The sequence below is a fragment of the Caballeronia sp. A2-2 genome, from assembly GCF_057612605.2.
On record NZ_CM172587.1, the window covers coordinates 2,288,109 to 2,308,183 of the forward strand.

Consider the following 20,075-nt stretch of genomic DNA (forward strand, 5'->3'; position numbering starts at 1 on the left):
GGCACGATAATCGAAAAACACGAAGCGAGGAAACAACATGAGCCGTCTGATCGTCGTATCCAACCGGGTCGCCACGCCGACCGAAACCAAGGGCTCGGCGGGCGGGCTTGCCGTCGGCGTGTTCGGCGCGCTGAAGCAGACCGGCGGCGTCTGGTTCGGCTGGAGCGGCGACGTGGTGAGCGAAACCGCCGCCAATGCGGGACCGAAGCTCGAACAGGACGGCGCGGTGACGTTCGCCACCGTGGGTCTGTCGAAGAAGGATTACGACCAGTATTACCGGGGCTTTTCCAACGCGGAACTGTGGCCGGTCTTTCACTACCGCAACGATCTGGCCGTCTACGACCGCGACGAATACGCCGGTTATCGCCGCGTGAATTCGTGGCTGGCGCACAAGCTCATCAAGCTGCTGGAACCGGACGACATCATCTGGGTGCACGACTATCACCTGATTCCGTTCGCGGAGGCGTTGCGCTCGGCGGGCATTCAAAACCGCATCGGGTTCTTTCTGCATATTCCGTTTCCGTCGCCGCAGATTCTCTTGAACATTCCGCCGCATGACGAACTGGTGAAGTCGCTGTGCTGCTATGACGTGGTGGGTTTTCAGACGGAGGGCGATGAACTCGCGTTCCACGACTATATCCGCCGATTCGCGCATGGCACGGTCACGAACGGCGGACGCGTCGAGGCGTTCGGGCGCAAGTTGCAGACGGGCGTGTACCGCATCGGCGTGTTTCCGGATGAAATCGCCGAGCAGGCCGAGCGCGGCGAAGCGCGTCAGGATGTGATGGACCTCAAGCAAAGTCTGGAAGGGCGCAAGCTCATCATGAGCGTGGACCGGCTGGATTATTCGAAAGGGCTGGTCGAACGGTTTCGCGCGTTCGAGCATTTTCTGGAGAAGTCGCCGGAGTGGCGCGGCAATGTCACGCTGGTGCAGATCGCGCCGCCCACGCGCGAGGACGTCGAAACGTATCAGCAGATTCGCCAGAACCTCGAATACGAGGCGGGGCGCATCAACGGGCGTTATTCCGGGCTGGATTACACGCCCATTCGGTATCTCAATCAGCGTTATGACCGCTGGAAGCTGATGTCGCTGTTCCGCGAATCGCAGGTCGGTTTGGTCACGCCGCTGCGCGACGGCATGAATCTGGTGGCGAAGGAATATATCGCCGCGCAGAATCCGGACGATCCGGGCGTGCTGGTGCTCTCGCAGTTCGCGGGCGCGGCGGGCGAAATGAGCGGCGCGGTGATGGTGAATCCGCACGATATCGTCGGCACGAGCGATGCCATCGCGCGCGCGCTCACCATGCCGTTGCCCGAACGCCAGCAACGCTACGAGACCAACATGATGGCGCTGCGCAAATACGATCTCGGAGCATGGCGCGACCGTTTTCTGGCCGATCTGCGCGGCGCGACGCCAGCGAAACGCAAGCCGGGATGACACGTAACCGCCCGCCGAAACGATTGTTTCCGCCCTGTAACAGAGCGATGAAAGTGCAATATCACAAGTAAATCAGGCGTTTTCCCCCGGATAATGGGTTCGTCGCGCACATTGGTTATTGCTGCCCGACGAACCGCCAGTTAGGAAAACGCGTAAGGGCAAACCTCCAAGGCTCGCCTTACGGCCCGCTGTCATACTCGATGCGCGCTGCGGCGGCGCACTCGACCGAACAAGGGCGCGGCCGCACGTCGAAATTCGCATGGAGACGAGAAGATGAGAATTGCCCAGATTGCCCCGCTGACCGAATCGGTGCCGCCCAAGTTGTATGGCGGCACGGAGCGCGTGGTGGCGTACATCACGGATGCGCTCGTGGAACAAGGCCACGATGTCACGCTGTTCGCCACCGGCGATTCGCAGACCAAGGCGAATCTGGAGGCGGTCTGGCCGCGCGCGCTGCGGCTCGATCCCGCCATCCGCGACCGTATCGCGCCGCATATGCTGCTGCTGGAAATGGTGCGCCGTCGCGCGGAGGAGTTCGATGTCCTGCATTTCCACATGGACTACTACTCGTTCTCGCTGTTCAGGCGTCAGGACACGCCGTTCGTCACGACCATGCATGGCCGGCTCGACCTGCCGGAGCAGCAGCCGGTGTTCGACACCTTCAACACCGCGCCTGTGATTTCCATTTCCGATGCCCAGCGTCATCCGCTGCCGCAGGCGAAATGGGTGACCACGGTCTATCACGGCTTGCCGGAAAAGCTCTACGAGCCGCAGCCGGTCGAGCAGAAGTACCTTGCGTTCCTCGGCCGCATCTCGCCGGAAAAGCGCGTGGATACGGCCATTCGCATTGCCGGACGTTCGGGATTGCCGATCAAGATCGCCGCCAAGGTGGATGCCGCCGATCACGAATACTTCGAGCGCGAGATCGCGCCGTTGCTGGAGTTGCCGTATGTCGAGTACATCGGCGAGATCAACGATAACCAGAAGGCCGAGTTTCTGTCGGGCGCGCATGCGCTGCTGTTCCCGATCGACTGGCCGGAGCCGTTCGGCCTCGCGATGATCGAAGCGATGGCGTGCGGCACGCCCGTGATCGCGTTCAATCGCGGCGCGGTGCCGGAAGTGGTGGACGAGGGCGTGTCGGGCTTTATCGTCGAGGATGAAATCGGCGCGGTCGCGGCGATCAACAGGCTGCACACTTTGTCGCGCGAAGGCGTGCGCAAGCGCTTCGAGGAGCGCTTCACGGCGCATCGGATGGCGCGGCAGTACGTCGATGCTTACCAGAGCGTCGTGCGTGCGCAGAAGCGCTCGCGTTTCAGGGTGATTGACCGGGCGACGACCTGAATCTGCACTTGAAAAAAAACCGCCGTGCAATGTGCACGGCGGTTTTTTACTTCAGCGACGCAATTACATCTTGAGCTTGGTCACCTTCGTGCCCGCGAGCGAGACATCCGCCATCAAGCCGGCGTTGGTGAGCACGAACGCTTCGACCGGCTTGGTGGCCGTGGTCGTGTCGATTGCGCCGTTCGCGCCGATCTTCACGAGCGCAACCGATGCATCGGCGCCTGCGGACCAGCCATCGGAATTACGGAATTTGTCGAGCGCATCCTGCGTCATGAACAGGAAGATGAGCGACTTCGACTGCGCACCCGCCTGCAGTCCGAACGAACCGGACGTCGTGCTGTAGTAGCCGACCGTGCCGCCGCCCACGCGCAGCGAACCCTTGCCGTATTGCGCGCCGATGATCAGACCCGCCTGAATGACCGACGGGAACACCAGGATGCCGCGCGACTTCGCGACCAGTTCGCGCGAGCCGGGCACCGACGCGTACAGGCGCTGGATGGTGCTGTCGACGTCCGCGTCGATGGAGCGTGCGTCGTCGGCCTTGCCGGCCGCGTTGGCTGCGCCCGTGTTCGAGTTCGTCGTACATCCGGCCAGCGTGAGGCCTCCCAGCGCCAGAACCGCCGTCGACTTGAGCATGAAGTTTCGTCTTTGCATCATTTTTCTCCTTCGTGGATTTGGGAAACCCCAAGTGCGGGAAGTGAGGCTCGCCAAGTTATAGCACAGCAACCCGAACACGCTGGGCCTTGGGCCGCTGCGCCGCCGCGTACCGCAAACGGTAACTTTGACGGACAAGCTTACTCCAATCGCGCCCCGTATCAGTCGCACGCACCGATAAAAACAACTACTTTCGTCCACCCGTGGCATGCCGGATCGCCAGCGCCCGCCATCGTGCCTCGGCAAGATGAGAGGGCGTTTTCGTCCGGTTTGCATTTTTCGGTGAGCAGATATTTCGCCGCGCCGCGCCCGGAAGTCAATGAAAGCCGACGTACCAAGTAGCAACGACCGTACCCGAGGAATACTCACGGATGAGTCGTCGTTTTTACTTCGGCTGAGGAATGGGTTGTCTTGGGGTCGTTTTGCGGCCTGCGCAACGCGCGCCGGATACCGCCGATAACGAATCCCACCACGAGCATGAAGATCGCCGGCACCACCCAATATCCGACGAATGCATGCCAGAGATAATCGGCGAGCGTGGCTTTGCGATGCGCGTATTCGTCGATCGCATCCTGATGCTTCTTTGCGTTGGCGGCGAGGACATCGGCGGGGCAGCCCGCGGATTGCGCGGTTTCCACATAGCCGTAACAGTGCGTGGACGCGCCTGCCGCGCGCTGGGCGTCGGTGAGATCCCACGTGGTGAGCGATTTTTCGAGGTCGGCCGAGTTATAGGCCATTTCCTCGCGCACCTCGTTGACCGCGACGATCATCACCGGCACGAGCCAGAAGGTGATCGTGACGAGCCACCGCCTGAACCAGCGGTTCTTGTGTCTCCATGCCATCCGTTGCCTCCACGCGCGCAATGCGCCCAAGCGAGAACAGCGGCGGCCGATGGCGTTGAATCTTTGTATTGATGAGGGGGCCGCCTTCGCGCCATCTTATGAGAAAAAGACGACGGTGCGAATGAATAGCTTGGGTGCAGTGCAATAACAGCAGGCAGGGATGGTAAATAAGTCGGGCGCGCCGCGTTCGACGGCGCGCCGGTTCGGGTAAGCCCGCAGACGCGGATCAGCCCTTGTTGCTCAGGCAGCTTTTCATGTAGGCCTTGCGGTCGTCGCCCTTCTTGTCGGTCGCCGACTTGTTGCACGCCGTCATCTTCTCTTGCTGCGTCATGGGCGCGGCGGCCGGTGCGGACGACAGGCAGCTTTTCATGAACGCCTTGCGGTCGTCGCCTTTCTTGTCGCCCGCCTGCTTGTTGCAATCGCCCATTTTGGTTTGCTGACTATTGGCAGCGAACGCGGTGTTCGCACCGAGGGCGAGACTCAGCGTGGCGCTCAATGCGAGGGTGAGGGCGGTGGCTCGAATGGACATGTGACGCTCCCTGAAAAATGAATGACCCTTGTTGTAGGACGCGAGACCGGCACGCGCACCCGGCGTCTCGCCCGCGCATTATGGCAAAACGAATTTGACCAGTGTGTGGGATCAGGTTAAATCTGTAGGCGCGCGTTCAGGCACGGCGGGAACATAGCTTGCAGCTTGCTTTCGATGAGGTGTGCCACGTACTTTGGTCAGTCACGAGAAGGGCGCATCATCACGCAACACCACTACGCGACTACACGACAACGCGACAACACGGAAAGGAGCCGCACCATGTCCACGCCGCTGTCCGACCACTACAAGGGCTTCGAGATCAAGGTTCAGGCGCTGCGCCGCGCGAAGGATCGCGACGATCCCGACGACGGCCCGCGCCACTTCGATATCGTCGTGACCATCTCGCGCAGTTCGCACGGCGAGAGCGGCCGCGCGCAGATGTTCGGCGTGCCGTCCGACGAACCGTTCGACAGCCCGATCGATGCGACGCGCGCGGGCATCGACTACGCGCGGGACATCATCGACAAGAAGGTGGAAGGGCAGTCGGTCGAGGAGCTTTGAACTGCTTTAAACCCCGTCCCGACAATTGGGCCGGTTCCATACGACCAATTCCGCCAGTTTCAAGCATCGCCAATGCTGGCTGGATGCCTGTCCAGAAAGCCTCACGTCATGTAGCACAAGCTCGCGCGACGGTTAGCCCACCGTCCCCGCGAGCGCATCTCCCTTTAACCCCGATTGACCTTGCGCGCCTCACCGACGAGAATCGTCGGCGAGCAAACGTTCCCGCGCCGGCCGCGCGTCCTGCATGCCGACGCAAACGCCACGCTCCGGTCATCGCGTGTTCTCTAAGCGAGCCGCGATCGCACAAGACAAATTAAAGTTCTGGAGGAGACTCTTATATGAAGAAGACCAACGCTCGCCGCCGCCGTGTTCTCACCGCTGCCGTGGCGCTCGCCGTCACTTCGCTTCTGCCGTTCGGCGCGACGTCCGCATTCGCGCAGTCCGCAGGCAAGCCGAAAGTCGCGCTCGTCATGAAATCGCTCGCCAACGAGTTCTTCCTGACCATGGAAAACGGCGCGAAGGATTATCAGGCGCACAACACCGGCCAGTTCGACCTCATCACCAACGGCATCAAGGATGAAACCGACACCGCCGCGCAAATCCGAATCGTCGAGCAGATGATCGTGTCGAAGGTCGATGCGCTCATCATCGCGCCGGCGGATTCCAAGGCGCTCGTGCCGGTCATCAAGAAGGCGGCGGACGCGGGGATCATCGTCGTCAATATCGATAACCGGCTCGATCAGGACGTGCTCAAGTCGAAGGACCTGAACGTGCCGTTCGTGGGCCCGGACAACCGCAAGGGCGCGAAGAAGGTCGGCGACTATCTCGCCAAGAAGCTCAACAAGGGCGACGAAGTGGCGATCATCGAAGGCGTGACGACGACCACGAACTCGCAGATGCGCAGCGGCGGCTTCAAGGACGCGATGGACGCGGCGGGCGCGAAGATCGTCGCGCTTCAGTCGGGCGAATGGGAAATCGACAAGGGCAACGCGGTCGCCTCGCAAATCCTCAACGCCAATCCGAACGTGAAGGCGCTGCTGTGCGACAACGACAACATGGCGATCGGCGCTGTGTCGGCGGTGCGCGCGGCGGGCAAGGCGGGCAAGGTGCAGGTGGTCGGCTTCGACAACATCAGCGCGATCAAGCCGATGTTGCAGGACGGACGCGTGCTCGCCACCGCCGACCAGTACGCGGCGAAGCAGGCCGTGTTCGGTATCGACGTGGCGCTGAAGGCGATCAAGGAACACAAGAAGCAGGCGGACTTGTCGACGGTGGTGGAAACGCCGGTCGATCTGGTGACGAAGGCGGGCGTGGTCAAGTAACGCGCCACGTTCCGCGTTTTACAGGCACAGCGTGAGCCTCCGGCGCCCGCCGGACGCTCACGCGACGAACGCATAAGCCCGCGACCCACGCGGACACGGTCAAGGACGGCTCCCGCCGCGCGCGAACGCGCCTCTCAAGTTCGCGCCGGCGCTGCCGATAAAGCACGAACGAGCGCGCTTTGCGCGCGGCTCGCCGGACACGCCTTGCACGAAGGCAGCGCATGCGTTCCTCGCGAGCACGACAAGACTCAAGCCGAGGATGCACGACCAAGCCCTGAGCACTCCCTCCGCCGTACCGGACGGCCCGCCACGCACGCATGTGCTGACGGTATCCGGCGTCGGCAAGACCTACGTCGAGCCTGTGCTCGCCGAGGTATCGCTCGGTCTCGCGGCGGGCGAAGTGCTCGCGCTGACCGGCGAGAATGGCGCGGGCAAGAGCACGCTGTCGAAGATCATCGGCGGTCTCGTCGATCCGACCACCGGCTCGATGACGCTCGCCGATCAGCCCTACGCGCCGAAAAGCCGCACCGAAGCCGAAGCGCTCGGCGTGCGCATGGTGATGCAGGAACTCAATCTGTTGCCGACGCTCTCGGTCGCGGAAAACCTCTTTCTGAACAAGCTGCCGCGCCGCGCGCTCGGCTGGATCGACCGCACGCGGCTGGCGGAAGACGCGCGCCACGCCATGGCGCAGGTCGGGCTGGATGCGATCGACCCGGACACGCTCGTCGGCAGTCTGGGCATCGGGCATCAGCAGATGGTGGAAATCGCGCGCAATCTGATCGGCGATTGCCGCGTGCTGATTCTCGACGAACCCACGGCGATGCTCACCGCGCGCGAAGTGGACCTGCTGTTCGAGCAGATCGCGCGGCTGAAGTCGCGCGGCGTCGCGCTCGTCTATATCTCGCACCGGCTGGAGGAATTGCGGCGCGTGGCGGAGCAGGCGGCGGTCCTGCGCGATGGACGCCTCGTGCATCTCGGCCCGATGGACGAACTCACCAGCGACCGCCTCGTCACGCTGATGGTGGGCCGCGAGATCGGCGAGCGTATCGATCTGGGCGAACGCAGGATCGGTTCGACGGCGCTGAAAGTGGAGCACATGACGCGCGGTAATGTCGTGCGCGATGTGTCGTTCGAAGTGCGCGCGGGCGAGATTTTTGGCGTGAGCGGGTTGATCGGCGCGGGCCGCACGGAACTCATGCGCCTGATCTACGGCGCGGATCGCGCGGATGCGGGCACAGTTTCCGTCGCGCGCAATGGCAACGCGCTCGCGCCGGTGAACGTGCGCTCGCCGTCCGACGCAGTGGCGAGCGGCATCGCGCTCATCACGGAAGACCGCAAGGGCGAAGGTTTGCTGCTGACGCTGCCGATTGCCGCGAACGTCTCGCTGGGCAATGTGAGCGCGGTATCGCGCAATGGCGTGGTCGATGCGCGCCGCGAAGCCGCGCTCGCGCAGAAACAGATCGAGGCCATGCGCATTCGCACATCCGGGCCGGCGCAGGCGGTGTCGGAACTGTCGGGCGGCAATCAGCAGAAAGTGGTGATCGGCCGCTGGCTGGCGCGCGACTGCACGGTGCTGCTGTTCGACGAACCCACGCGCGGCATCGACGTCGGCGCGAAATTCGACATCTACGGGCTGATGGGCGCACTGGCCCGCGAAGGTCGCGCGCTCGTGGTCGTGTCGAGCGACCTGCGCGAACTCATGCTGATCTGCGACCGCATCGGCGTGATGTCGGCAGGACGGATGACGGGCATGTTCGAGCGCGCGACCTGGACGCAGGACGCGCTGCTCGCCGCCGCCTTCGCAGGCTACGCGAAACGCGACGAGATCCTGCACGAGCCCATCGCACCCGATGCCAAAGCGCCCGATAACGATCAAGTGGAGCACTGAATGTCAGGACCCAATCAGGCGAACCTTCCCGCCGACGCACCGAAAACCACCAAGGGCGTGGGCACCCGGCTCGGCCTTTCGAATTACCTCGGTCTCGCGGGCGCGCTCGCCGCGATGATCGCGCTGTTCTCCGTGCTCAGCACGCATTTTCTGACCTACGACACGTTCAGCACCATCGCCAATCAAATTCCCGATCTGGTGGTGATGTCGGTGGGCATGACCTTCGTGCTCATCATCGCGAGCATCGATTTGTCGGTGGGGTCGGTGCTGGCGCTCGGGGCGTCGGTCGTGAGCGTGGCGGCGCTGAAGTGGCACTGGCCCGCGTTTCCGTCGGCGCTCATCGGGCTGGCGGCCGCGGCGCTGACCGGCGCGGTGACGGGGCTGGTCACGGTGGCGTGGCGCATTCCGTCGTTCATCGTGTCGCTCGGCGTGCTGGAAGCGGCGCGCGGTCTGGCTTACCAGATGACCAACTCGCGCACGGCGTACATCGGCGATGCGTTTGATTTTTTGTCCGATCCGATCGCCTTCGGCATCTCGCCCGCTTTCTTGATAGCGGTCGCCGTCATGATAATTGCGCACCTGGTCTTGACTCGGACGATTTTTGGCCGATATCTGGTAGGAATCGGTACGAACGAAGAAGCGGTCAGACTGGCGGGCGTCAATCCGCGCCCGTACAAAGTGATCGTTTTCGCGCTGATGGGCGCGTTTTCCGGGCTTGCGGCACTATTTCAGATTTCGCGTCTGGAAGCGGCCGACCCGAATGCGGGTTCGGGCGTGGAATTGCAGGTGATCGCGGCGGTCGTGATCGGCGGCACGAGTCTGATGGGCGGGCGCGGGTCGGTCATCAGCACCTTCTTCGGCGTGTTGATCATTTCCGTGCTGGCGGCGGGACTCGCGCAGATCGGCGCGAACGAGCCGACCAAGCGCATCATCACGGGGGCGGTCATCGTCGTGGCCGTGGTGCTGGACACATACCGCAGCCGCAGAAAGCGTGCTTGAGTGAGGCGGGGAACACAACCGGTCAAACGTTGGCGATAACGTTGGCGGTGTATCGGCGGTAATAGCAGCAGCAGCAGCAGTAAGAGCGTTCCGCACGGGGCGGAACGTGGCGGCAGAACCAAAAGCAGCAACGCAGTACCAAGAGATGGGGCAAAGGACCGAAAACGGATCGGCCGGATCGATCCGTGCGGATGAAACGGGGAAGCACACATCAACGCACTGGCCGTGCGTGCCGGACGCCTCACCATCCATAAAAAAGCAGTCAGACCAAAGATAGCGAAGGACGAAGTATGGCGACGATCAAGGACGTGGCAGCCATTGCCGGGGTGTCGTTCACGACGGTATCCCATGTAGTGAACAATTCGAGGCCGGTGTCGGCCGATGTGCGGGCAAAAGTGGAGCGCGCGATTAGCGAACTCGACTACGTGCCCTCGGCCGTTGCGCGCTCGCTCAAGGCGAAGCACACCGCGACCATCGGCCTGCTGGTGCCGAACGCAACCAATCCGTACTTCGCGGAACTCGCGCGCGGCGTGGAAGACGGCTGCGCCAAGAACGGCTATTGCGTGTTCTTCTGCAATTCCGACGACGATCCCGCCAAGCAGCGCAGCTACCTGCGCGTCTTGCAAGAGAAGCGTATCGACGGGCTGGTGATCGCGTCTGCCGGGGAAGATTCCGTGCTCGCGCAGTGTCTCGCCGGTGCGCGCGAACCGCTCGTGATCGTCGATCGCAATATCGAAGGCATCACGGCGGACCTCGTGCAGATCGATCACGAGAAGGGCGCGTATCTTGCGACCCGGCATCTGCTGCAACTGGGGCATTCGCATATCGGCTGCATTACCGGGCCGGTGGCGACCGCTGTCTCGGCCATGCGGCTGCACGGCTTTATCCGCGCGATGGCGGAGCGGGGCATCGAGATCGCGCCGAACGCGATCGTGCAGAGCGATTTTTCCGCGACGGGCGGCTATGCGGCGGCATCGCAATTGTTCGACGACATGCGCCCGACCGCGATCTTCGCGTGCAACGACATGATGGGCATTGGCGCGCTGCGGGCGGCGGCGGAACGTCATATCAACGTGCCGACGGATTGCTCGATCATCGGTTTCGATGACGTGGAGCTCTCGCGTTACACGTACCCGGCGCTCTCGACCGTGGGACAATCGGTGCGCGCGCTCGGCGAAATGGCCGCGCAAACGCTGATCGAGCGCATTACCGGCAAACTCGCCGGGACGTCGCGCCGCCGCGTGGTGCCGCCCCGTCTGGTGCGCCGCGAATCGACGGCGGTGGTGGCGAGCATGCATGCATCGGTTAAGCCGGCCACGACGAGCGACCAGCCACAGGCGCAATAAACAATGGGAATTTCAGCACGATGACGGATGCACAAGCGCAGGGCCGCGTGACAGTCGTAGGCAGTCTGAACATGGATCTGGTCGCGCGCGCGCCGCGTCTGCCGCGCCCCGGCGAAACGCTGGCGGGACACGCGTTCGCGCAGGTGGCGGGCGGCAAGGGCGGCAATCAGGCCGTCGCGGCTGCGCGTCTGGGCGCGCAAGTGGCGATGATCGGCTGCATCGGCGACGATTCGAACGGTGCGGTGCTCAAGGCGGCGCTGGAAGCCGAAGGCATCGACTGCACGGCGCTTAAGACGAGCGCGGACGCATCGACCGGCGTGGCGCTGATCGTCGTCGATGACGCCAGCCAGAACGCCATCGTGATCGTCGCGGGCAGCAATGCGCAGGTGTCACCGGCGAGCATCGAGGCGCAGGAAGCGCTGATCGCGCGCGCAGATGTGATCGTCTGCCAACTGGAAACGCCGCCCGAAACCATTCGCGCGGCGCTTGCCGCCGGACGCCGACTGAACCGCACGACAATCCTCAATCCCGCGCCTGCGGCAAGCAAGCTGCCGGTGGACTGGTTTCCGCTCATCGATTATCTGATTCCGAACGAACTCGAAGCGGCCACGCTCTCGGGCGTCGCCATTCATTCGACGGACGACGCGCGGCGCGCTGCTGAAATGTTGAAAGCGAAGGGCGCGCGCAATGTCATCGTGACGCTCGGCTCGCAAGGCGTGTTCGCGTTGCTCGATGGCGAGAACGGGCAGCATTTGCCGTCGCCAAAGGTTGATGCCATCGATACGACCGCTGCGGGCGATACGTTCATCGGCGGTTTCGCGGCGGAACTGGCGCGCGGCACGGCCGTGGTGGATGCCATTACGTTCGGGCAAAAGGCAGCGGCCATCGCCGTCACGCGCGAGGGCGCGCAGCCGTCCATTCCGCGCCGCAGCGAAATTTCCGCATAAACGTTCGCTTATCTCCCGAAACGGGCGCATATCTCCGCGCCCGTGATTCGTCATACGAAATATTCTTCTCAAGTGCTTGTTCGCGCTGCCGTTTACCACGTAAGCGGGCGTTTCACGTCGTCCGCTCCGTTCAATCAAGCGGCAAAAGAGACCATCAATGAACAAGGCTTTGACGATCAAGGCGCGGCTGGGCATCACCATGGCGTTTCTGGGCGCGTTGCTCATCGTGACGGGCGTGCTCGGGCTGACCGGCATGAGCCGTTCCAACGACGCATTGCTCGATTCTTACTCCGTGCAGATGCCTGCGGCCATCGCGGTTGGCAATGCTGAGATGTACGCGGCGCGCGAACGGCTCGTGTTCGATCGCGCGGCGCTCCTGGCCGGATCGGCGGAAGTGTCCTCGACCATCGAACGCTCGCGGCTCATGCGCGAACGTGCGGATAACTACTGGAAGCAGTACAGCACGCTGCCTCATCCCGCCGAAGAACAGCCGCTCGCCGATGCCGCGCAGGCCAAGCGGCTCGCGTTGCAGGGCATCGTCGATAAAGGCATCGCAGCGATTCAGGCGAACGATCGCACCGCGATCATCGATACGGCGAAGGCCATGCAAGCCACCTACAACGAACTCGCGCTCGCCAACGAGGCGCTGCGGGCGTCGCTTACCGAGACATCCCGCAAGCGTTATGAGGAAGCGCAAGCGCGCTTCGTGTGGTTCCGTGCGCTGAGCCTGTCCGCCATCGCGCTGGGCATGGCGGCGGCGCTGTTCGCGTGGGGCGCGCTGCGTCGCGCGATTGCGCGCCCGTTGGAAGCCGCGCTTGGCCATTTCGACGCCATCGCGGCGGGTGATCTGCGCCATGAAGTCGTCGTCACCTCGCGCGACGAAATGGGCCAGTTGCTTCAGGGTCTTTCGAAGATGCGCACGAGCCTCGCCTCGACGGTCGGCACCATGCGCTCGGGCAGCGAATCCATTGCTTCGGCCACGCGTCAGATCGCAGCGGGCAACACGGACCTGTCATCGCGCACCGAAGAACAGGCGGCGGCGTTGCAGGAGACGGCATCGAGCATGGAGCAGTTGACGGGCACGGTACGACAGAACGCCGACAACGCGCGGCAGGCGAGCACGCTGGCGGCGAATGCATCCGAAATCGCGGGCAAGGGCAGTCATGTCGTGACGCAGGTCGTCGATACGATGGGCGAGATCAACCGCAGTTCGTCGAAGATCGCGGACATCATCACGATCATCGAGGGGATCGCGTTCCAGACCAATATCCTGGCGCTCAACGCGGCGGTCGAAGCGGCGCGCGCGGGCGAGGAAGGGCGCGGCTTCGCGGTGGTCGCGGGCGAAGTGCGCAGCCTCGCGCAACGTTCGTCGGCGGCGGCGAAGGAAATCAAGGAACTGATCGATTCGTCGGTGGCGCGCGTGCGCACGGGCACCACGTTGGTCGATGAAGCGGGCCGCACCATGAATCAGGTGATCGATGCGGTGCAACGCGTGACCGACATCATGGGCGAGATCGCGGCGGCATCCGAGGAACAGTCGAGCGGCATCGATCAGGTATCACGCGCGGTGTCGCAGATGGATGAAGTCACGCAGCAGAACGCCGCGCTCGTCGAGGAAGCGGCGGCCGCGGCGCAATCGCTCGAAGATCAGGCGGCGCGCATGCGTGAGGCGGTGGCCGTGTTTCGCGTGACGGAAGCAGTCGCGATAGCGCCGGTTAAACCGGTTGTCGTGGCGAAACGTCCTGTGGCCAAGCCGAGCGTGCGGCCAGCACCAACACCGGCACCCAAGCCCAAGCCCGTACCCGCGGGCGGCGACTGGGAGACCTTCTGACCGGTAACTCGTACACTGGTGCTTTATTGCATCACGTCCCAACGAGGATACCGACATGACCGGATCGACACTCGCCGCGCAACTCGTGGAGGCGCGGCGCCAGCATCGACTGATCGACACGCTCGCGCCGTGCGACATTCCCGCCGACGCGCCCACGGCCTACGCCATTCAGCACGAAGCGCTGCGTCATGCCGACGCACGCATCGGCGCATGGAAGATCGGCGCACGCGCACCGGATGCGCTCGCCGCCGGTGCGCCCATCGATGCGCAGAACGTGCATGCATCGCCTGCGCGGTTGATGTTCGATTCGTTCTTTCGCGTGCTGGTGGAACTGGAGATCGCGTTCCGCTTCGCTTATGCATTGACGCCCAAGAGCGAGCCCTACACGCGCGAGGAAGTGTTCGATGCCATCGGCGGTATCGCGGTGGCGCTGGAAGTGGTCGATAGCCGCTTCGCGCAATGGCCCAATCTCGATCCGCTCGCGCAACTCGCGGACTCGCAGAACAACGGTGCGCTTATCGTGAGCGGCATGGAGCCGTACGACCTGGTCGCGCCCGGCTTCGACTTTCTCGCGCCACGACTCGAATTCACGCTCGATGGCGTTCCCATCGCACCGGCCGCGTTCGGCAATCCGGCGGGCGATCCGCGCGAATTGTTGCCGTGGCTCGTCAATCATTGTTCACGCATGGGGCTGACTGTCGAGCCGTTCTGGACCATCACCACGGGCTCTTATACGGGCGCGGTGAATGTCGAGGGACCGGCCATGTTGCATGGCGCGATCGATCGGATCGGGGAACTGGAACTCGTGCTGACATGATATGGATGTGCGCCATGGTCATATACGCATGGCGCGAACACCATACATGGTGCGAGGTTATTCGCGCTGTTTGCATCTGCTGCGCAAGCCCGCACGTACCCCCGCATGTAGCGAAAAAACGCGCCGCCGCGCACATGCAATGTCAGTGCCCGGCATCACGATATGAACATTGGGATGAGGATTGTAGGTCACCGAAAATATTTCGTGTAGCTAGAACTTCTGCTCACAAAGGTTCTGCGTGAAAAAAAATTCGAAAGGGTTTAGGATGAATTCAAGCGATCTCGTTTCGATTACGCGTATTGCGCACGACGAGGCTTTCTGACTTCGGCGAGGAGGAAGCATGGATATCTATAGCAGTTTCGCGACCCGCTTCGAAAAAACACGCGAGGAGGAATTCTCGCTCGAAGAGTATCTCGCGCTCTGCAAGGAAGATCCTGCCACGTATGCAACAGCGGGCGAACGCATGTTGAAGGCCATCGGCGAACCCGAGATGGTCGATACGCGTCTCGATCCACGGCTGTCGCGCACGTTTGCAAACAAGGTCATCAAGGTGTATCCCGCTTTCCGTGAGTTCTACGGAATGGAGGAAGTGATCGAGAACGTCGTGTCGTATTTCCGGCACGCCGCGCAGGGCCTGGAAGAGAAGAAGCAGATTCTTTATTTGCTCGGTCCCGTGGGTGGCGGCAAGTCGTCCATCGCGGAACGGTTGAAGCAACTTGCCGAGCGTGTGCCGTTCTATTCTTTGAAGGGCTCGCCCGTCAACGAATCGCCATTGGGTCTTTTCGATTACGACGAAGACGGTCCCGTGCTCGAAGAACAGTACGGCATTCCGCGCCGCTATCTCAAGAGCATCCTCTCGCCGTGGGCCGTGAAGCGCCTGCACGAGTACAACGGCGATATCCGCAAGTTCCGCGTGGTGCGCCGCTATCCGTCCATCCTTCGTCAGATCGGTATTGCCAAGACGGAGCCGGGCGACGAAAACAATCAGGACATCTCGTCGCTTGTCGGCAAGGTGGATATCCGCAAGCTCGAAACCTATTCGCAGGACGACGCGGACGCGTACAGCTATTCCGGCGGTTTGTGCCTGGCCAATCAGGGCATGCTCGAATTCGTCGAAATGTTCAAGGCGCCGATCAAGGTGCTGCATCCGTTGTTGACGGCCACTCAGGAAGGCAACTTCAAGGGCACGGAAGGCTTCGGCGCCATCCCGTTCGATGGCGTGATCCTCGCGCACTCGAACGAGTCGGAGTGGAAGGCGTTCCGCAACAACAAGAACAACGAAGCATTGCTCGATCGTATCTTCGTGGTGAAGGTGCCGTATTGCCTGCGCTACGGCGAAGAAGTGAAGATCTACGAGAAGCTGCTGCGCAATTCGTCGCTGGCGGATGCGGTCTGCGCACCCGGCACACTCAAGATGATGGCGCAAATGGCCGTGCTCACGCGCCTGGCCGAACCTGAAAACTCCAGCCTCTTTTCGAAGATGCAGGTGTACGACGGCGAGAACCTCAAGGACACGGACCCGAAGGCGAAGTCGTATCAGGAGTATCGCGATTTCGCGGGCGTGGACGAAGGCATGAACGGCGTGTCCACGCGCTTCGCGTTCAAGATTCTCTCGCGCGTGTTCAACTTCGATTCGTCGGAGGTCGCGGCCAATCCCGTGCATCTCATGTACGTGCTCGAACAGCAGATCGAGCGCGAGCAGTTCCCGCCGGAAACGGAGCAGAAGTACCTCTCGTTCATCAAGGACGTGCTGGCTTCGCGTTACGCCGAATTCATCGGGAAGGAGATTCAGACCGCGTATCTGGAGTCGTATTCGGAGTACGGACAGAACATCTTCGATCGCTATGTGACGTACGCCGACTTCTGGATTCAGGACCAGGAATTCCGCGATCACGACACCGGCGAGAGCTTCGACCGGGCATCGCTGAATGCGGAGTTGGAAAAGATCGAGAAGCCGGCGGGCATCAGCAATCCGAAGGATTTCCGCAACGAGATCGTGAACTTCGTGCTGCGTGCGCGCGCGGCCAACGGCGGGAAGAATCCGGCGTGGATCAGCTATGAGAAGCTGCGCGTGGTGATCGAGAAGAAGATGTTCTCGAACACGGAAGAGCTTTTGCCGGTGATCTCGTTCAACGCCAAGGGTTCGGCGGAAGAACAGCGCAAGCATGAAGACTTCGTGAATCGCATGGTTGCGAAGGGATACACGCCGAAGCAGGTGCGTCTCCTGTGCGACTGGTATCTGCGTGTGCGCAAGTCGTCGTAAATCGTGTTTCAGTAGTGGAAGTGGAAGCCGATATAAACTGTTCCCATCGCTCAGGCGCGGCAGTTGCGTTTGAGCGGCACGGTGGACACCTTGCGAGGCGCCGTCACGCTGCATGGGCGCCGAAGGCTCGCGCAGCGCCTCGCGCCCCTGCAATCAACGCGGGAGACTGGATGTGCTGCATCAAATCATCGACCGCCGGTTAGCGGGCAAGAACAAGAGCATCGCCAATCGCGAGCGCTTTCTGCGCCGCGTCAAGAGCTACATTCGCCGTGCCGTGTCCGACGCGGTGCGCGACCGTAGCATCAAGGACATTCAAAGCACGCAGAGCATCACCATCCCCAAGAAGGACATCTCCGAACCCTCGTTCCGTCATGGACCGGGCGGCAAGCGCGAGTTCGTGCATCCGGGGAATGCCGACTACATTCGCGGCGACAAGATTCCGCGTCCACCGGGCGGCGGGGGCGGTGGCGGCAAGACCGCCAGCAACGAAGGCGAAGGGCAGGACGATTTCGTCTTCGAACTGTCCCGCGAAGAATTCATGCAGTACTTCTTCGACGATCTCGAACTGCCGCGTCTGGTCAAGACGCAACTGCTCGCCGTGCCCACCTGGAAGAACGTGCGTGCTGGCTGGGCGGCGGAAGGCACGCCGAACAATATCGATGTGGTGCGTTCGCTGCGCTCGGCGCTCGGGCGGCGTATAGCGCTCGGGTTTCCGCTCAGCGCGCAATTGCGCGAGATGGAGCGCCAGCTCGAACAACTCAAGGAAGAAAAGGGCGACCCTGACGATATCGCGCGGCTGGAAGCGGATATCGTCATCATGCAGGGGCGCATCACGCGTATTCCGTTCATCGATCCGTTCGATCTGCGCTATGTCAACCGCGTGAAGCAGCCCACGCCGTCCAGCAAGGCCGTGATGTTCTGCCTGATGGACGTCTCCGGTTCCATGGACGAGCAGCGCAAGGACTTGTCGAAGCGCTTCTTCATCCTGCTCTATCTCTTCCTTCAGCGGAACTACGAGAAGATCGAGGTCGTCTTTATCCGGCACCATACGCGTGCCGAGGAAGTGGACGAGGACACGTTCTTTCATTCGACCGAAAGCGGTGGCACGGTGGTGTCGAGCGCGCTCGAACTCATGAAAAAGATCATGGACGAGCGCTATTCGCCGACCGAATGGAACATTTACGGCGCGCAGGCATCGGACGGAGATAACTGGACCGACGATTCCCCGAAATGCCGCAAGCTCCTCGCCGATGATATTTTGCCGAAGGTGCGGTATTTTGCTTATATACAAGTGGCGCCGGAAGAGCAGAATCTTTGGCTGGAGTACGCGCAACTGGCCTTGGGCGCGCCTGAACTTGCCATGAAGAAGGTGGATTCGGCGGCGGACATCTATCCGGTCTTCCGCGAACTCTTCGAAAAGCAACAGGCGGCTGCATGACGGACCGGCATTTGCATAACGAAGCACGCGGTTATCACCTGGATGGCACGGACGATCGTGCAAAAGCTACGACCGAGCATGATCTTGCATCCAGGCTCGGACCCGAAGCGGGGCAACCCAATGCGTCCGCCGAGCATGTCGAGGCGCACAAGGAAGGCAGAATGAATGTTGCAGAAAAACGGCCGCTGCCGTGTCCGTCGGACTGGAGCGTCGAGCTGATCGAGGAGTACGACGCCGAAATCTCCCGCGTGGCGAACCGCTATGGGCTCGATGTCTATCCCATTCAGCTCGAAATCATCAGCTCCGAGCAGATGATGGACGCGTATGCGTCGGTCGGCATGCCGGTGAACTATCGCCACTGGTCGTTCGGCAAGCACTTTCTCTCCACCGAGAAAGGCTACCGGCGCGGGCAGATGGGGCTGGCGTACGAGATCGTCATCAATTCGAATCCTTGCATCGCGTATCTCATGGAAGAAAACACCATGACGATGCAAGCGCTCGTGATCGCGCACGCGGCCTATGGGCACAACTCGTTCTTCAAGGGCAACTATCTGTTCAAGCTGTGGACGGATGCGCATGCCATCATCGATTACCTCGTGTATGCGAAGAATTACATCGCGGAGTGCGAGGAGCGTTACGGGCTGGATCACGTCGAGGAGTTGCTCGATTCCTGCCATGCGCTGATGAATTACGGCGTGGATCGTTATAAGCGTCCGCAGAAGCTGTCGCTGGCGAAAGAGGCGGCCATGCGGCGTGAGCGCGAGGCGTATCTGCAATCGCAGGTGAATGAACTGTGGCGCACGTTGCCGAAGGGCAAGCAGTCGGCTTCCGAGGAAATCGAGAGCCGTTATCCGCCGGAGCCGCAGGAAAACCTGCTGTACTTCGCGGAGAAGAACGCGCCGTTGCTGGAGCCTTGGGAGCGGGAGGTAATCCGCATCGTGCGCAAGGTCGGGCAGTATTTTTATCCGCAGCGGCAGACGCAGGTCATGAACGAAGGCTGGGCCACGTTCTGGCATTACACGCTGCTGAACACGCTCTATAACGAAGGCCGGCTCGAAGACGGCTTCATGATGGAGTTTCTGCATTCGCATTCGAACGTGGTGTATCAGCCGCCGGTGACGAAGCCGTATTACAGCGGCATCAACCCGTATGCACTGGGTTTTTCGATGATGAGCGATATTCGCCGCATCTGCGAAAACCCGACGGACGAGGACCGCGAATGGTTCCCGGAACTCGCGGGCAGCGATTGGCTGGAGTCGTTGCATTACGCCATGCGTAATTTCAAGGACGAGAGTTTTATCGCGCAGTATTTGTCGCCGCATCTGATCCGCGAAATGCGTTTGTTCTCGATTCTCGATGACGACATGCGCGATGCGCTTGAAGTGTCCGCCATTCATGATGGCAGTGGGTATCGTTATGTGCGGCAGGCGTTGTCGCGGCAGTATGATATTCATCACCGTGAGCCGAATATTCAGGTTTATTCGGTAAATACGCGCGGTGACCGGAGTCTCACGCTGCGGCATTTCATGACGGATAACCGGCATCTTTCCAACGATAGCGATGAAGTGCTCAAGCACATGGCGCGCTTGTGGCAGTTTGACGTTTATCTGGAAAGCGTGGATGAGAATGGGACGGTTAGGAAGAGGTTCGAGTGTAAGTATACGGCGCCGACGCCGCGGTAAGGCTCGGCATAGCGAGTCGTTTAAAAAGCGCAGCGCAAGCTGCGCTTTTTTCGTTCTACAGTCTCGGCATGATTAATAAGAAAACTCGTGTATCGTAGCGCTAGACAGTTCTCCACAATTGCAGACAAGTATGCTTTGAGGAGAGATCTGAATGTCGGTTGTAGCAGAAATAGAAAT

Annotated in this window: 16 protein-coding genes; 13 read left to right on the forward strand and 3 right to left on the reverse strand. The window is 61.6% G+C overall.

What is annotated here, in order from left to right; genetic code table 11:
• Nucleotides 1–37 precede the first annotated feature (37 nt).
• Both otsA and ACZCWR_RS10880 read left to right on the forward strand, forming a co-directional pair.
• The gene (otsA, locus tag ACZCWR_RS10875; RefSeq protein ID WP_487300767.1) at nucleotides 38–1,438 is read left to right on the forward strand and encodes an alpha,alpha-trehalose-phosphate synthase (UDP-forming); all 1,401 of its coding nucleotides are present in this window, start codon (nucleotides 38–40) and stop codon (nucleotides 1,436–1,438) included.
• 273 nt (nucleotides 1,439–1,711) lie between these two features.
• The gene (locus ACZCWR_RS10880) at nucleotides 1,712–2,779 is read left to right on the forward strand and encodes a glycosyltransferase family 4 protein (RefSeq protein WP_487300768.1); all 1,068 of its coding nucleotides are present in this window, start codon (nucleotides 1,712–1,714) and stop codon (nucleotides 2,777–2,779) included.
• 63 nt (nucleotides 2,780–2,842) lie between these two features.
• On the opposite strand, the gene ACZCWR_RS10885 is transcribed toward ACZCWR_RS10880, so the two are convergent.
• The 3 genes from ACZCWR_RS10885 to ACZCWR_RS10895 form a co-directional block, all read right to left on the reverse strand.
• Nucleotides 2,843–3,433, reverse strand: coding sequence for a BPSL1445 family SYLF domain-containing lipoprotein (locus tag ACZCWR_RS10885; protein WP_487303307.1), 591 nt, complete (start codon nucleotides 3,431–3,433; stop codon nucleotides 2,843–2,845).
• Nucleotides 3,434–3,798: 365 nt separating this feature from the next.
• Nucleotides 3,799–4,275, reverse strand: coding sequence for a hypothetical protein (locus ACZCWR_RS10890; RefSeq protein ID WP_487300769.1), 477 nt, complete (start codon nucleotides 4,273–4,275; stop codon nucleotides 3,799–3,801).
• Between the two features lie 226 nt (nucleotides 4,276–4,501).
• Nucleotides 4,502–4,804: a PsiF family protein gene (locus ACZCWR_RS10895; protein ID WP_487300770.1), complete on the reverse strand. Its 303-nt coding sequence runs from the start codon at nucleotides 4,802–4,804 to the stop codon at nucleotides 4,502–4,504.
• Nucleotides 4,805–5,083: 279 nt separating this feature from the next.
• On the opposite strand from ACZCWR_RS10895, the gene ACZCWR_RS10900 reads away from it, so the two are divergent.
• The 11 genes from ACZCWR_RS10900 (at nucleotide 5,084) to ACZCWR_RS10950 (ending at nucleotide 19,898) form a co-directional block, all read left to right on the forward strand.
• A complete protein-coding gene (locus ACZCWR_RS10900; RefSeq protein WP_487300771.1) occupies nucleotides 5,084–5,365 on the forward strand; it encodes a hypothetical protein in 282 nt (93 codons plus the stop codon).
• A gap of 338 nt (nucleotides 5,366–5,703) precedes the next feature.
• Complete coding sequence (locus ACZCWR_RS10905; protein ID WP_487300772.1) at nucleotides 5,704–6,687, forward strand: substrate-binding domain-containing protein; 984 nt, start codon at nucleotides 5,704–5,706, stop codon at nucleotides 6,685–6,687.
• Nucleotides 6,688–6,946: 259 nt separating this feature from the next.
• The gene (locus ACZCWR_RS10910; protein ID WP_487300773.1) at nucleotides 6,947–8,575 is read left to right on the forward strand and encodes a sugar ABC transporter ATP-binding protein; all 1,629 of its coding nucleotides are present in this window, start codon (nucleotides 6,947–6,949) and stop codon (nucleotides 8,573–8,575) included.
• Nucleotides 8,576–9,574, forward strand: a complete 999-nt coding sequence (locus tag ACZCWR_RS10915) for an ABC transporter permease (protein ID WP_487300774.1) — start codon at nucleotides 8,576–8,578, stop codon at nucleotides 9,572–9,574.
• Nucleotides 9,575–9,864: 290 nt separating this feature from the next.
• Nucleotides 9,865–10,920 carry a LacI family DNA-binding transcriptional regulator gene (locus tag ACZCWR_RS10920; RefSeq protein WP_487300775.1) on the forward strand — a complete coding sequence of 352 codons (1,056 nt, stop codon included), beginning with the start codon at nucleotides 9,865–9,867 and terminating at the stop codon, nucleotides 10,918–10,920.
• A 20-nt stretch (nucleotides 10,921–10,940) separates the two neighbouring features.
• A complete protein-coding gene (gene rbsK / locus ACZCWR_RS10925; RefSeq protein ID WP_487300776.1) occupies nucleotides 10,941–11,867 on the forward strand; it encodes a ribokinase in 927 nt (308 codons plus the stop codon).
• A gap of 157 nt (nucleotides 11,868–12,024) precedes the next feature.
• A complete protein-coding gene (locus ACZCWR_RS10930) occupies nucleotides 12,025–13,698 on the forward strand; it encodes a methyl-accepting chemotaxis protein (protein ID WP_487300777.1) in 1,674 nt (557 codons plus the stop codon).
• A 55-nt stretch (nucleotides 13,699–13,753) separates the two neighbouring features.
• Nucleotides 13,754–14,515, forward strand: coding sequence for a 2-keto-4-pentenoate hydratase (locus ACZCWR_RS10935; protein ID WP_487300778.1), 762 nt, complete (start codon nucleotides 13,754–13,756; stop codon nucleotides 14,513–14,515).
• Nucleotides 14,516–14,855: 340 nt separating this feature from the next.
• Nucleotides 14,856–16,778 (forward strand): PrkA family serine protein kinase, encoded by a 1,923-nt coding sequence (locus tag ACZCWR_RS10940; protein WP_487300779.1) that lies wholly within the window; start codon nucleotides 14,856–14,858, stop codon nucleotides 16,776–16,778.
• Between the two features lie 172 nt (nucleotides 16,779–16,950).
• Nucleotides 16,951–18,216, forward strand: coding sequence for a YeaH/YhbH family protein (locus tag ACZCWR_RS10945; RefSeq protein ID WP_487300780.1), 1,266 nt, complete (start codon nucleotides 16,951–16,953; stop codon nucleotides 18,214–18,216).
• Nucleotides 18,213–19,898: a SpoVR family protein gene (locus ACZCWR_RS10950; RefSeq protein WP_487300781.1), complete on the forward strand. Its 1,686-nt coding sequence runs from the start codon at nucleotides 18,213–18,215 to the stop codon at nucleotides 19,896–19,898. The genes ACZCWR_RS10945 and ACZCWR_RS10950 overlap by 4 nt, the downstream gene beginning before the upstream one ends.
• Nucleotides 19,899–20,075: the final 177 nt, after the last annotated feature.